The sequence below is a fragment of the Tardiphaga sp. P9-11 genome (genome assembly GCF_008329525.1).
Lineage (GTDB): Bacteria > Pseudomonadota > Alphaproteobacteria > Rhizobiales > Xanthobacteraceae > Tardiphaga.
In genome coordinates this window covers 330164-344315 of the sequence record NZ_NPKQ01000005.1, presented here as the reverse complement: position 1 = coordinate 344315, position 14152 = coordinate 330164, and the positions used below count along the sequence as shown (strand labels likewise).

Annotated in this window: 13 protein-coding genes; 7 read left to right on the top strand and 6 right to left on the bottom strand. The window is 62.4% G+C overall.

The window, feature by feature from the left end:
- Nucleotides 1-112 precede the first annotated feature (112 nt).
- Together CIW50_RS19320 and CIW50_RS19315 are read left to right on the top strand one after the other, a co-directional pair.
- A complete protein-coding gene (locus CIW50_RS19320) occupies nucleotides 113-1027 on the top strand; it encodes a DMT family transporter (RefSeq protein ID WP_149532809.1) in 915 nt (304 codons plus the stop codon).
- 261 nt (nucleotides 1028-1288) lie between these two features.
- Nucleotides 1289-2269: a Bug family tripartite tricarboxylate transporter substrate binding protein gene (locus tag CIW50_RS19315; RefSeq protein WP_149532867.1), complete on the top strand. Its 981-nt coding sequence runs from the start codon at nucleotides 1289-1291 to the stop codon at nucleotides 2267-2269.
- A gap of 303 nt (nucleotides 2270-2572) precedes the next feature.
- Here CIW50_RS19315 and CIW50_RS19310 read toward each other — a convergent pair whose 3' ends face one another.
- Nucleotides 2573-3484 carry a LysR family transcriptional regulator gene (locus CIW50_RS19310; protein ID WP_149532808.1) on the bottom strand — a complete coding sequence of 304 codons (912 nt, stop codon included), beginning with the start codon at nucleotides 3482-3484 and terminating at the stop codon, nucleotides 2573-2575.
- Between the two features lie 129 nt (nucleotides 3485-3613).
- Between CIW50_RS19310 and CIW50_RS19305 the strand changes: the two genes are divergently transcribed.
- Both CIW50_RS19305 and CIW50_RS19300 read left to right on the top strand, forming a co-directional pair.
- Nucleotides 3614-4555 (top strand): ring-cleaving dioxygenase, encoded by a 942-nt coding sequence (locus tag CIW50_RS19305; RefSeq protein ID WP_149532807.1) that lies wholly within the window; start codon nucleotides 3614-3616, stop codon nucleotides 4553-4555.
- Nucleotides 4552-5199: an alpha/beta hydrolase gene (locus CIW50_RS19300; protein WP_149532806.1), complete on the top strand. Its 648-nt coding sequence runs from the start codon at nucleotides 4552-4554 to the stop codon at nucleotides 5197-5199. Before CIW50_RS19305 ends, CIW50_RS19300 begins: the two co-directional genes overlap by 4 nt.
- Nucleotides 5200-5250: 51 nt before the next feature.
- On the opposite strand, the gene CIW50_RS19295 is transcribed toward CIW50_RS19300, so the two are convergent.
- The 3 genes from CIW50_RS19295 to CIW50_RS19285 form a co-directional block, all read right to left on the bottom strand.
- A complete protein-coding gene (locus CIW50_RS19295; protein ID WP_172980386.1) occupies nucleotides 5251-6948 on the bottom strand; it encodes a thiamine pyrophosphate-binding protein in 1698 nt (565 codons plus the stop codon).
- A 208-nt stretch (nucleotides 6949-7156) separates the two neighbouring features.
- Nucleotides 7157-7480: a hypothetical protein gene (locus CIW50_RS19290; RefSeq protein ID WP_149532804.1), complete on the bottom strand. Its 324-nt coding sequence runs from the start codon at nucleotides 7478-7480 to the stop codon at nucleotides 7157-7159.
- A 161-nt stretch (nucleotides 7481-7641) separates the two neighbouring features.
- Nucleotides 7642-8652 carry a class 1 fructose-bisphosphatase gene (locus CIW50_RS19285; protein WP_149532803.1) on the bottom strand — a complete coding sequence of 337 codons (1011 nt, stop codon included), beginning with the start codon at nucleotides 8650-8652 and terminating at the stop codon, nucleotides 7642-7644.
- A gap of 155 nt (nucleotides 8653-8807) precedes the next feature.
- Here CIW50_RS19285 and CIW50_RS19280 point away from each other — a divergent pair, with 155 nt between their 5' ends.
- Both CIW50_RS19280 and CIW50_RS19275 read left to right on the top strand, forming a co-directional pair.
- On the top strand, nucleotides 8808-9782 hold the full coding sequence (locus CIW50_RS19280) for a LysR family transcriptional regulator (RefSeq protein WP_149532802.1): 975 nt from the start codon (nucleotides 8808-8810) through the stop codon (nucleotides 9780-9782).
- A gap of 99 nt (nucleotides 9783-9881) precedes the next feature.
- Entirely contained in the window at nucleotides 9882-10559 is a 678-nt protein-coding gene (locus CIW50_RS19275; protein ID WP_149532801.1) for a biliverdin-producing heme oxygenase, read from the top strand.
- Nucleotides 10560-10565: 6 nt separating this feature from the next.
- Here CIW50_RS19275 and hemF read toward each other — a convergent pair whose 3' ends face one another.
- Nucleotides 10566-11459, bottom strand: coding sequence for an oxygen-dependent coproporphyrinogen oxidase (gene hemF, locus CIW50_RS19270; protein WP_502707508.1), 894 nt, complete (start codon nucleotides 11457-11459; stop codon nucleotides 10566-10568).
- Between the two features lie 167 nt (nucleotides 11460-11626).
- Here hemF and hemE point away from each other — a divergent pair, with 167 nt between their 5' ends.
- Nucleotides 11627-12670, top strand: coding sequence for a uroporphyrinogen decarboxylase (gene hemE / locus CIW50_RS19265; RefSeq protein ID WP_149532799.1), 1044 nt, complete (start codon nucleotides 11627-11629; stop codon nucleotides 12668-12670).
- 759 nt (nucleotides 12671-13429) lie between these two features.
- Here hemE and CIW50_RS19260 read toward each other — a convergent pair.
- The gene (locus CIW50_RS19260) at nucleotides 13430-14149 is read right to left on the bottom strand and encodes a ribonuclease activity regulator RraA (RefSeq protein WP_149532798.1); all 720 of its coding nucleotides are present in this window, start codon (nucleotides 14147-14149) and stop codon (nucleotides 13430-13432) included.
- Nucleotides 14150-14152 lie beyond the last annotated feature (3 nt).

The following is a 14152-nucleotide window of genomic DNA, read 5'->3' as shown; positions in this document are numbered from 1 at the left end:
GACACATGTACCGAAGCTTGCTCCCCGGGCGTGCATAGACGCCGCGCGCCAGCGTGGCTTGTGCCGCTCTGCGAACTGCCGCCTATGGAAGGCTGCATTGACCCTTGAGCCGATGACCTCTCCACCCCCGCCGCGGCAAACATTTGTGGGCTGGTTCGCCAACCAGCCCTATCTCCTGCTCAGCCTCACCTCGCTGTTCTGGGCCGGGAATATCGTGCTCGGCCGCTATGTCGCCGGCCACGTGCCGCCGGTGACGCTGGCCTGCGTGCGCTGGATCGGCGCCTTCTTCCTGTTGCTGCCCTTCGCCTGGACGCATCTGCGCACGGACTGGCCGGTGCTGCGGGCCCATCTGCCACTGATGGCCATGCTGGCGCTCACCGGCTTCGCCGCCAATACGGTGCTGGCCTATTGGGGCCTGCAATACACACAGGCCCTGAACGCGCTGCTGATCCAGTCGTCCGGCCCGCTCTGCGTCGCGCTGTGGACGCTGATCCTGTTCGGCGTGCGGCTGACGCTCGCGCAATTGCTCGGCATCGTCGTGTCCATGTCCGGCGTGTTCATTATCATCCTGCGCGGCGACGTCACCGCGCTGGCCAGCATCCAGATCAACAAGGGCGATGCGATGTTGTTCGCAGCGCTCCTGGTGTTCGGCATCTATTCGGCGCTGATGCTGCGGCGACCGGTGACCCACCCGATGTCGCTGATTACCTTCACCACCGCGGGCGGCGCGATCCTGACCGTGCCGGTCAGCCTCTGGGAACTCAATTCCGGCTCGCCGTTGATCTTCGACACGGTAACCTTGCTCACCCTTGCCTACGCCATGATCTTTCCGTCGACGCTGGCCTATCTGTTCTTCAATCGCGGCATCGCATTGATCGGCCCGAATCGCGCTGCACCATTTCTGCATCTGATGCCGGTGTTCGGCTCGGTATTGGCGATCGCGTTTCTCGGCGAGCAACCGCAGTTGTTTCATCTCGTCGGTTACGTGCTGGTGCTATCGGGCGTGTTTATCGCATCGCGACGATAGCCACGCTGGCCGTATTGCAGGCAATCGCGAGCCAGACCTTTCGGAGCGCGACACAGAACGAACGTGAGCTTTCTGGGCGCACTGGCGCGTGCATGATCTCTTGAACGAGGAGAAGCGGGCGGGCTCCGGCGTCCACGACGTCGTCAACCGTGTGCTGGATTTCCGCTTCCGTGCATCACGGAGCTCGGCTAGCTTGACGCCCAACAACACTGGCTAACAAGGCCAATAGAGGGAGATGACTGGATGATCGGACTTCCAACGATGCGTAATGTGGTTTGCGCGGCATTACGCGCTACAGTGGCCGGAGCGCTGCTGTGTTCCGCATCGGCCGTACTGGCGCAGACGGCCAACTATCCGAATCGGCCGATCACGCTGGTGCTCCCTTTCGCCGCCGGCAGCGGCACCGACACCACGACGCGCCTGATCGCCAAGGAACTCGGGACTGCACTGAACGCCAACACCGTGATCGACAACAAGGCCGGTGCCAACGGCTCGATCGCCGCCAGCTTCGTCGCCCGCGCGCCTGCCGATGGCTATACGCTGTTCGTGACGACGAACACGACGCATTCGGCCAATCCCTATCTGCTCAAGAATATGAGCTACGATCCGATCAAGGATTTCACACCGATCGCGCGCACCGGCGACCTGCCCTTCATGCTGGTGATCAATCCCGAGATTCCGGCCAACTCCGTGGAAGAACTGATCGCGCTCGCCAAGAAGGAGCCCGGCAAGTACTCCTACGCATCGGGCAGTTCGTCGGCGATCGTCTCGGGCGCGACCTTTGCCCGCCTCGCCAAGCTCGATCTCCTCCACGTGCCCTACAAAAGCTCCCCGCCCGCGCTCACCGATGTCATCGCCGGCCGCGTCAGCATGATGTTCGTCGACGTGCCGACCGGCCTGCCGCATGTCAACGCCAAGGCGTTGAAGTCGCTTGCGGTGACGACGAAATATCGCTCCAAGCTGCTACCGGACCTGCCGACCATGGACGAGGCCGGCGTGAAGGGCTTCGACATTACGTCATGGCAGGGTTATCTCGGCCCGGCCAACATGCCGAAGGACATCGTCGTCAAGCTCAACGCCGAAATCCGCAAGATCGTCGAGCGCCCCGATATCCAGAAAGACCTCGCCAACCGCGGCATGGAAGCCTTCTCCGGTACGCCGGAAGAATTCGACGCGTTCCTGAAGGATCAGCTCAAAGTGTGGGAGAAGCTGATCACGGATGCAGGGATCGAGAAGCAGTAAGGCGCGGCACTCTCACCATGTCGCCCCCCCACACAGAAGCCGGGGGCCCCATAGCCTCCGTCCTCTCCGCAGAAGCTTGGGCTTCCGCAGAAGCTCTGGGCTAGAGCGTGATCCGGTAACGTTGAAGCGAATTGTAGCGTTCTGTCACCTCTCCCCATCGGGAATAGGTGACAGACACTGCCGCTGCGATTCCAATCTGCTTGACCAAACCCTAGCGATCGAGCGCCTTGCACGCTGACCCTGGTTGTGGGTCCCGCCTTCGGCGCGCTAGGCGGGGACGACGCCTGAGTGTGTGGCACTTATCTAGAGATCCAGGTCCCACTCAGGCACGCCTGCGAAGCGCGCCACCAGGAAATCGATGAACAGCCGCACCTTTACGGCGAGATGCCGCGTCGGCGGATAGATCGCATAGAGCGTCAGAGGCGGCGCTTTATAGCTATTGAGCACGCCGCGCAGCGATCCGGCGCGCAAGGCGTCGCCGGCGATGAAAGTCGGCAGCAGCGCGACACCCCTCCCCTTGATAGCCGCATCGCGCAGTACTTCGGCGTTGTTGACACACAGCGTCCAGCTCGGCTGGATCCAGTGATCGTCACCATTTTTTCCGGTCAACTTCCACTGATTGCCGGTGAGCAGGAAACCATAGGTCAGCAGCGCGTGGTTGCGTAGGTCTTCCGGCAGTTTCGGCGTGCCGTGTTGCTTGAAATAGTCCGGCGATGCACAGACCACGCGATCGATGCCGACGATCTTGCGCGCGATCAGGCTCGATGATTCCAGATCGGCGATGCGCAAGGTGACATCGAAGCCGCCCTGCATCGGATCGACCTGATCGTCGGAGAGCACGAGCTGAATTTGCAGCTCCGGGCACTGCGCCATGAAATCGGCGATGGCTGGACCAAGTTGCAGCGTACCGAACGACATCGGCGCATTGACGCGCAGCAATCCGCGTGGCGTCGACTGGGCGTGCGCCACCGCCTGATCGGCGGCATCGAGATCGGCCAGAATACTGAGCGCGCGTTCGAAATAGGCATGGCCATTCTCGGTGGCGCTGGCGTGGCGCGTGGTGCGATTGAGCAATTGAACGCCGAGATCCTGTTCGAGCTCGCCGACATATTTGGAGATCGCCGAACGCGACAGCCGCAACTGCCGCCCGGCCTCGGAGAAACTGCCGAGTTCGACCACTTTGACGAAGGCACGCAGGCTGTTGAGTTTGTCCATCGGGCATTCCTGACTGTCCCTAATTTATAGACAGTCATGTCACAAATAGCCAGATTGTCTTTGATTAGAGATCGCCCAATTATCCCGGCAACGGAAGACGAGACGCCTTCCCAACCTAGGAGACAGACCATGTCAGGCATCCATCATGTGACTGCAATCGCCGGTAACGCCTTGCGGAACTTCGACTTTTACACCCGCGCGCTGGGCATGCGCTTCGTCAAGAAGACCGTCAATTTCGACGATCCGGGTACCTATCACTTCTATTACGGCGACGAGACCGGCAAGCCAGGCACCATCCTGACCTTCTTCCCGTGGGAGCACGCAGCCCCTGGCCGCGGCGGCGTAGGCCAGACCCAGCAGACCTCGTTCCGGGTCCCTGCCCGTTCGCTCGGCTACTGGACGCATCGCTTTATCGAAAAGGGCATTGCCCATGAAGCGCTCGAAAAGCGCTTCGGCGAAGCCGTGCTTCCGTTCACCGATCCGGACGGCATGAGCCTCGCGCTGGTCGGCATTCCCGGCATCGAGAACGAGCCCGGCTGGAGCAATGGTGACGTGCCGGCCGAGCATGCGATCCGCGGCTTCCATGGCGTGACGCTGTTGCTGGAGAAGGCCGAGAAGACCAGCGCGATCCTCACCGACGTGTTCGGCTTCAAGGAAACCGCACGCGAAGGCTCGATCATCCGCCTGAGCGCCAACAGTGTCGAAGGCGGCATCGTCGATATCTACGAAGCCGGTGGCTTCCTGCCGGGTCGCCAGGGCCGCGGTTCGGTGCATCACGTCGCCTTCCGCGCCGTTGACGATGCCGACCAACAGGTGATGGCCAACAAGCTGGTGAAGAACCACGGCCAGCAGCCGACGGAGCAGAAGGACCGCAACTACTTCCGTTCGGTCTATTTCCGCGAGCCAGGCGGCGTGCTGTTCGAGATCGCGACCGACATCCCCGGCTTCGCAGTGGATGAGCCCGTCGAATCCCTCGGCGAGCATCTGAAGCTGCCCGCGTTCCTCGAAAAGCATCGCAGCGAGATCGAGCGCGTGTTGCCGGTGCTCGATACTGAAAAGGTGACGTCATGAGTAACGACCTGTCCCACATCCACCGCTTCGCGCCGGGCAACCGGCGCGAAGCAACGCCGCTCCTGCTGCTGCATGGCACAGGCGGCGATGAAAGCGATCTGCTGCCGCTCGGCGAGGCGATTGCGCCGGGCGCGTCCTTGCTCTCACCGCGCGGTCAGGTGCTTGAGCACGGCATGCCGCGCTTCTTTCGGAGGCTCGCCGAAGGCGTGTTCGACGAGGACGACGTGCGGCGCCGCGCCAACGACCTCGCGGACTTCGTGGTCGAAGCCCGCGACCGCTACGGCATCGCATCGCCTATCGCGCTCGGCTATTCCAACGGCGCCAATATCGCCGCAGCGATGATGCTGTTACGACCCGAGGCGCTGGCCGGCGGCATATTGTTGCGGGCGATGGTGCCGCTGCGTGATCCGCCGGTGGCAAATCTCGCCGGCAGGCCGGTACTGATCGTGTCGGGCCGGTCCGATCCGATCATCCCGCCGAGCAACTCGCAGCGGTTAGCGGTGATGCTGACGGAAGCAGGGGCCGATGTGCAGCACCGCACACTGCCTGTCGGGCATCAGCTTTCGCAGGCGGATCTGACCATTGCGAAGGAATGGTTGCGGAATATCGGGGCGAAGACACGATCTGAAAACGTCTCGGCCTAATGACTACGGTGCTGTCCCCCTCTCTCCTTGCGGGAGAGGGGACAGCAAGAACTACAAATTCGCGCCGCTGAACATTTCGCTATACCAGTCCGCGATTAGCTTCGGATTGATCCGGCCATCGACGATAAACACGCCCTGCGCGCCATCGGCGACCCAGTTCTGCACCGCATCGAGATCGGCGAGCGTACGCACGACCACGCCATCGGCGCCGTAGCCGCGCGCAATGGCGGCGAAGTCGGTGACCGGAAATTGCGCCATGCCGGCATTGTAGCCTTCCGGCCCGAAGTGATGCACCTCGGCGCTGTAGGCGCTGTCGTTATAGATGAAGATGCAGATGCGCTTCTTCAGCCGCACCGCGGTTTCCAGCTCCGCGATCGACATCAGGAAGCCGCCGTCGCCGACCGCCAACACGGTCAGACGCTCTGGCTGCGTCACCGCCGCGCCGATGGCGCCGGCGAGGCCGAGGCCGATGGACTGGAACGCGATGGGAATGCACCAGCCTTTATGGTCGGGCGCGGAAATATAACGCGTCACCCAGCCGACGAAATGCCCGCCGTCGACAACAACGGTGCGATCCTTCGGCAGGATATCGTCCATCGCCTTACTCAGCGTGCGCGGATCGATGTGGTCGGCAGTGCTGGTGTCGTCATAGGCCAGATTGTGGTTACCCCTGGCAGTCATCACCGCGGCAACCTCTGACGTGCGCCAACCGGGTTCGCTGGGCGGCGTCTTGTCGAATGCCTGTAACACGGCAGTGGCCACAGCGGAGGCATCGCCTTCGAGCTCAAGATCGACCGGACGATGGACGCCGATGCGGCCTTTCTCGACATCGATCTGCACGAGCTGGGCATAGTCCGAGATCAGCTTGCCCTTCTTCGTGGTCCACATATTCAACGACATGCCGAAAGCGAGGATCATGTCGCTCTGCGCAATCAATTCGGCCGTTGCTTTCGAGGAGAAACCTCCGGCGACACCGAGATTCCACGGATGACCGGAAAACATCCCGTGCGCCTGCAATGATGTTGCCAGCAGCGCGCCGAGTCTGTCGGCCAGTTGCACCAGCAGCGGCTGCGCATCCGCCACCACCGCGCCATGACCTGCCAGGATCAACGGTCGTTTCGAGGTCCGGATCGTTGCAACGAGTTCGTCCAGCTTCGCAGGATTGACCGTGATCCGCGGCATGATCGGCGGATGCTTCTTGCCCATCGTCGCCGCGACCTGCATTTCCTGCACATTAATCGGCAGGCTGAGTACGACGGGCTTGCGCTCACGCAGAGCGACCGAGGCTGCCTGCCAGGTGTCGGCATAAGCGCTCTGTGCATCGGTAATCTGCCGCCACTCGCCGCCGACCGCGTGAACGAGTTCGGACTGATTGAAGGCAAATGCCGACTGCTTGTCGCCGAGCACCACGTCACCCGCAAGAACAAGTAGCGGCGTGTCGCTCTTGGCAGCTTCGCCGATGCCGGTGATCGCATTGGTGAGACCCGGCCCCGCTGTTACGCTGACAATCGTCAGATCGCGCGTCAGCCGCGCTGCGACATCGGCCATGCTCACCGCGCCGCCTTCATGGCGCGCAGCAACAAATTCGACGCCGAACTCGGTGAGGCCGAGCGTCACCTTGAAATTTGCGCCGCCCACGAGACCGAAACAGCGCTTGGCGCCGATATCGGCGATTGCGCGTGCGACTTCGCGCCAGACGGTCGAACTGGCCGGGGCGTGGCCGGGAACTGCAGCGGATGAGGATGTCATGAGGTCACTTTGCACCGATCGCGATCTCCTCGACATTCAAGGATCGGGCCAAAGTAATTTAGGTCTAAAGGAATTGCCATATGTCGATCGCGCTGGCCCAATTACGTGATCGGGAGAGCGGAACAGGCGCAAAAATGCTATCTGCGACGATCCGCAGTGGCCGATTTCGCGCAGATACAGCCTCAATTCAGGGCAGTTTGGCCGGCGGCTACGCCCGTCCTGCGATCACCATGCTGTGCAGATCGTCGGCAATCTTCGGCGCAGCGGCGTCTTCAAGTGACGATCGCAATGCCTCGATATCGGCATCCGGGACCGGGCGCCATCCACACGGGCACTGGCCATCCTGATGGGCCGTGGCGACTTCGCGATAGGTCGCGCCGACCGCGGTTGCCAGAAGACGCATCACCACATCGGGCGACAAACGCGAACTGTCGAGCACGCGGCAGAAGGTCGTCATGATGGCCTGGTTGAGATAGGTCTGCGCCGAATTCTCGTCGGTGATATCGGAGACCTTGACCTGCTGCGGAAGCATGCGCGTATCCTTTGCGACCCCTGCGATTGTCTAGGCCGCGGTCACGTCATGCTCAACCCGTTTCGAGTTGCTTAGCCTTAGAAGCCCTCAAGCCTGTCATGTTTGAATGACTCAAAACAGGATGTGCAGCGCGCACGTTTCGTGTTCGGCTGCGCCTTGCGTTACTCGGCGGCAGCTTGCGCCTGTCCTGCGCCCGCATCGAGATGCATGGCCTCGATGCGTCTCACCTTGCTGATCGAGCCCATGATCAGCGGCACGCGCTGATGGATCGCCGTCGGCGCGAGATCGAGAATGCGGACACGGCCGGTGGTCGCGCCGCCGCCAGCCTGCTCGACGATAAAGGCCATGGGATGCGCTTCATAGACGAGACGCAGCCGGCCATCGGCATAGCCCTTGCGCGCATCGGACGGATAGAGAAACACGCCGCCGCGGATCAGGATGCGATAGGCTTCGGCGACCAATGCTGCGATCCAGCGCATGTTGAAATTCTTGCCACGTGGGCCATCGACACCGGCGAGGCACTCTTCGACGAAGTCGCGCACCGGCGCTTCCCAGTGACGATGGTTGGACGCATTAATGGCATATTCCGCGCACTCAGCCGGGATTTGCACACGCGCCCGAATGCGCTTGTAGCTCCCTGAAGAGCGATCGAGCGTGAAGATGTCGACGCCGTTGCCGAGCGTGAGCACCAGCGAGGTCTGCGGGCCGTAGACCACGAAGCCGGCGGCGATCTGTACACTGCCTTTTTGCGTGAACGGCACAGCGCTCTTCGAGGTCGGCATGATCGAGAAGATCGTTCCGACCGTCATGTTGGTTTCGATATTCGACGAACCATCGAGCGGGTCATAGGCAATGTCGAGCAATCCGCCGTTGTCACTGATATCCGCCGTTTCGGCTTCCTCGGAGGCCAGCGCTGCCCAGGACACCGGCTTCAGCGCCGCGCGAACGATCTCATCAGCGCGAACATCGAGATCCTTCTGCACGTCGCCATCGGCATTCTGCGCACCCTGCGCCTCGCCGGTGATCCCGGCCAGCGCACCGCAGCCGATCAGCTCCGAGATTTCGATGGACGCCTTGGCGAAGGCATCGACCGCAGCAGCCACGGCCAGCCGCAGCGGGTCCTGTCCGGCATAGTCAGCCGTATATCGGGACAGGGGCATGTGGTCGGTCATCGCAATCTCCGCAAAATACTGGGCTCCTTCTGGCACATGGCCGCGTCCGGAAGGCCCGGGAATGACAGAAATGGGCCATTTTGCCCACAGATATTGACCCTCGGGGCCAAATAAAGGAACTTTCGTAAAAGTTTGGCGACGAAAGTTTTCCTTATATGACGAAGCGCTTCCGCGACATCTCGATCCGCCAGCTGCGTGCGCTGGCCGCCGTCGCCGCCAGCGGCAGCATTACGGCGGCAGCTTTGAAGCTGCGTCTGACACAGCCGGCTGTCACCTTGCAACTGCGCAACCTGCAAGGTCTCGCCGGCCTGCCGCTGATCCAGCGCACCGGCGACGGGATGGTTTTGACCGATGCGGGCCGCGAGGTGCTGGCGCTGTCGGAACGGATCGAGGCCGCGATGGCGGCCTGCGCGACATCGCTGGACATGATGGCCGGCAAGACCGGCGGGCGCATCTCCATCGGCGCCGTCAGTACCGCGAAATACTTCGTACCCTTCGCAATCTCGGCCTTCGCGAAGCTCCATCCCAAGATCGAGATCTTGCTGACGGTCGGCAATCGCGAGGAGACCATCGCGGCCTTGCGCAACTACGATCTCGACATCGCGATCATGGGCCGGCCGCCGGCCGGGATCGACATGGATGTGAACCTGATCGGCGATCATCCGCATGTAATCATCGCACCAAGCAATCATCGCCTCGCAGGCAAGGCGCGGCTGACCATGAGCGATCTCGCAAGCGAGACTTTCCTGACGCGCGAGCCTGGTTCAGGCACGCGCGGATTGATGGAGCAATTGTTCGAGAGCGCGGGTTTGCGCGCCACGATCGGCATGGAGATGGACAGCAATGAGACCATCAAACAGGCTGTGATGGCCGGGCTCGGCATCGCCTTCATCTCCGCACATACGGTGGCCACCGAACTCGAGGAGAAGCGGCTGGTGATGCTTGACGTCACCGGCCTGCCTATCATCCGGCAATGGTTCGTGCTCAACCGCAAGGACAAGGTCTTGCTGCCGCCGGCGCTGGCGATGCGCGATTTTCTGGCGGCACGGGGCGCGCAGTTTTTGCCACGCACGGAAGCCGGCAAATCTGCGCCGGTGCGCCGCAAGTCTCGCAGCCGCGCGATGCTATAGCGGCAGGCCTGCCCTCGGCTTGTGGCATCCGGCGAGGGTGATATGATGTCGTCAGCCCGAGCGCCAACACATCCCCTTTATCAATCATCGGAGAATTCAATGCCTGCTGCCTCGGCAGAAAGCACTGCGCCTGTCAGCGTCGTGACCGCCCTTTATCTCGGCACCAAGGTGCTTCACACCGAAGCCGAGCGCTCCGGCATCATCAAGGACATGTTGCGCGGTGACGTCAGCCGCAAGGGCTATGTCCTGCTGCAGCGGAATCTGCTCGCGGCCTATCAGGCGCTGGAAGCCGGACTTGAGAACCATCGCGACACGCCTGTGCTCGCCGCACTCGCCCAGTATCGGCTCGATCGTTCGTCCGCGATGGAAGCCGACCTCAACACAATGTGCGATGGCGATTTCTCTGATGTGCCGATACTGCCCGCCGGCGAAACCTATGCCAAGCGGATCGCGGATGCCGCCAAGGGCGACGGTGAGCTGCTGATTGCCCACGCCTATACGCGCTATCTCGGCGACCTCTCGGGCGGCCAGATCCTCAAGCGCCTGCTCGCCAAGAAGCCCGGCCTCGCGCCGGAAGAGTTGTCGTTCTACGATTTCCCGGCCTATGCCGATCTCGCGTCCCTGAAGTCGGACTATCGCAACGCGCTTGATGAAGCCGGCAAGCGCGCGACAAATCCGCAGGCGATCATCGACGAAGGTTCGGTGGCGTTCCAGCTCAACACCGATCTGTCCTGGGCCGTCCAGGCTGCGCTTGAACAGACGCCGAGCGCAGCCTGATCGACCTTACTTCCAGCTGACCAGCGGCGGCATCGAGCTCAGAATGTTCTCGACGTTGCCGCCGATCTGCAGGCCGAACATCGTGCCCTTGTCGTACAAGAGATTGAACTCGACATAGAGTCCGCGCGTTTCGAGCTGCTGTGCGCGCTCTTCCTCGGTCCAGGCTTCCTGCATCCGCGCACGCACGATGCGCGGATAGACATCGAGGAAAGCAGAGCCGACGTCGCGCGTGAACGCGAAGTCCTTGTCGAAATCGCCGGTGTTGAGCTGATCGTAGAAGATGCCGCCGACGCCGCGCGCCACGCCGCGATGTGGCAGGAAGAAGTAGTCGTCGGCCCACGCCTTGAACTTCTTGTAATAAGCGGGGTCATGCGCATCGCAGGCGCTGCGCATCGCATCGTGGAACGTGATCGTATCCGGCGCATCGGCCTTGCGCTGCTCCGGCAGCATCGGTGTCAGATCTGCGCCGCCGCCGAACCAGCCCACTGCCGTCGACAGGAACCGCGTGTTCATGTGCACCGTCGGCACGCGCGGACTGCGCGGATGCATGATCAGGCTGATGCTGCTGGAGACGTAATCGAGCTGCGATCCGCCGCCCGGCATTTGCCGCGCCATTTCAGGCGACAGCTTGCCATTCGCGGATGACGTATGGATGCCGATCTTCTCGAACAGCCGGCCGCCCGAGAGGAAGCCGCCGACGCCGCCGCCGGTGCCCGTCGCGCGCGTCCACGGCTTGTAGGTGAAGGTGGCCGGCGCACCCGGGAACAGCGCCTGCGGCGCCTCGCGCTCCAGCACCTCGATCTCGGCACAGATGCGGTCACGGAGGGATTCAAACCAGATTCGGGCTTGCTCGCGTTGCTGGTCCGCGATCGTGATGGGCTGTGGGGTCATGATGTTCATGTCGGTCATAGAAGGTCTTTTAGCCTGCCAAGGTCTTGAGATGCATCAAAAACGAACCCGCCACATGCCGGTTCTCGAAGACCCGCGCGCCTCGCCAAGAGCGCAGCGGCAGTGTATCAGAAACGACAAAATCACGCGCTCTGACGCCGTCTTCCGGAACCCAGCCCTTGACCCAATCCGCGCCCCGCAAACCTTTCCTCGATGTCCTCGCCGGCCAGCGCCAGGCAGCGCCGCCGCTCTGGATGATGCGACAGGCCGGGCGCTATCTGCCCGAATATCGCGAGGTCCGCGCGCAGGCCGGCGGTTTCCTCGATCTGTGCTTCAATCCGGATTTCGCCACCGAAGTGACGCTGCAGCCGATCCGCCGTTTTGGGTTCGATGCGGCGATCATCTTCTCGGATATTCTGGTGATCCCCTATGCACTCGGTCGCTCCGTGCGCTTCGAGGTCGGCGAAGGCCCGCGGCTCGATCCATTGGACACGCCCGAAAAGGTCGCGACGCTGTCTGACGAGGCCGACTTCACCAAGCTCGAACCGGTGTTCGAAGCACTGCGCCGCGTGCGCGCCGAACTCGATCCGAAAATTACGCTGATCGGCTTCTGCGGCGCGCCGTGGACGGTTGCGACCTACATGGTCGCCGGCAAGGGCACGCCGGATCAGGGGCCGGCTCGGATGATGGCCTATCGGCATCCGGAAGCGTTTGCGAAAATCATCGATACCATCGTCGAGAACTCGATCACTTATCTTCTGAGCCAGCTCAAGGCCGGCGCGGACGTACTGCAAATCTTCGACACCTGGGCCGGTGTGCTGCCTGCCGCGGAATTCCATCGCTGGTCGGTCGAACCTACCAAGCGCATTATCGCCGGCGTGCGTGCAAAGGCGCCGGATGCGAAGATCATCGGCTTCCCGCGCGGGGCCGGTGCGCTGCTGCCGAGCTATGTTGGCGCGACCGGTGTCGATGCCGTCAGCATCGACTGGGCCGCAGAGCCGTCCTTCATTCGTGAACGTGTGCAGAGCCACGTCGCCGTGCAAGGCAATCTCGATCCGCTGGTGCTGATCGCCGGCGGCGCCGCGCTCGACCGCGCTGTCGATGACGTGCTGGCGAATTATGCCAGCGGCCGCTTCATCTTCAATCTCGGCCATGGAATCCAGCCGGAAACGCCAATCGCCCATGTCGAGCAGATGGTGAAGCGGGTGCGGGATTATCGCTGATAGCACCCCGCACAGATCGTGGGATGTGAATTTCAAACAGCCACTGCTCTTCAGACATGCGTCATCACCCCTGTTGTTTGCGGCGCGGGGGCGCCGTCGTCTCCTGCATTCCCGCCCTCTGTTGAGAGGGCGCGCGGAACGCCGGGTGCCCGTTGCACCCTTGGGCCTGATGCGATGCGGTCTTCCGCAATAGTGAATGCATCAGGACTTTCGGACGCGCAGGGCAAGTGCCCAGCGTTCCGCACGCGGTGTTTGACGGGGTGCCCGGCTTTCCAGATGAATCCTCAGACCCACCATTATTAGACCCCATTGCGATGAGGTCGGATTAGCGCAGCCAAGAACCGAACGCCTCGGATGAAGTCGTCCGTCACACTGTCCAGAGGGTCTTTCCATCTCAAGGCCAGCCGTCTCCTTGCCAGTGGCAGTGCTGGCGCAGATCCGTCCTGCCCGAAGACAGACGTCCCCCATGGACCGCGTGACGCCGCATCTCCGGCGCCCACCGCATCCCACCCCGCGAACGTGACGATCGCGATCGCCCCTCTCGGTGAGGCAGGACGACGGGGAATATAAACCTGACGGAGATTCTGTCAATAAGAATAGGAAAAAATGTTTGGGTGCTGCCAGAACCCATCCCCGCCCCATACTCGTCATTCCCCGGCAAACTAATTGGTTTGCCTGAGGGCGTGGCTGGCTTTTGCCGGACGCGAACCTCAGCCACTCCAATTGGCGTGTCGGGGAATGGCGGTGGAGGTCTTCGCCCTACCGCCCCTTCTCCTTCCGCCACGCCGCGAAATCCACCAGCGTCTGCTCATCGGTCGCCGGATAGAGCCCGAAGATGCCCTTGCCCTTCTGGACCTGCTCGGTGACGAAATCCTCGAAGGCCGTCATCTCGAAGGCTTCGTTGGCGATCTCGGCGGCCAGATGCGCGGGGATGACGATCACGCCGTCGCTGTCACCGAGGATGACATCGCCCGGAAATACCGGCGCGTCGCCGCAGCCGATCGGGCCGTTGATCTCGATGGCCTGATGTAGCGTGAGGTTGGTCGGCGCGCTCGGGCGATGGTGATAGGCGGGGAAACCGAGCTTGGCGATTTCGGCCGAATCGCGAAAGCCGCCGTCGGTGATGACACCGGCAACGCCGCGCTGCGCCAGGCGGTTGATCAGGATGGCGCCAGCGGACGCCGCGCGCGCATCCTTGCGGCTGTCCATCACCAGCACGGCACCGGGCGGGCAATCCTCCACTGCCTTGCGCTGCGGATGCGCGCGATCCCTGAACACATCGAGCTTGTTGAGATCCTCGCGCGCCGGCATGTAGCGCAGCGTGAAGGCCTCGCCCACCAGCGTCGGCTGGTTGGGTCCGAGCGGATGAACATCCTGGATGCATTGCGTGCGGAAACCGCGCTTGTAGAGCGCGGTGGCCACGGTGGCGGTGGAGATGGTTTTGAGTTTGGCGCGGGTCGCGTCGCTGAGCTTGGTCATGGG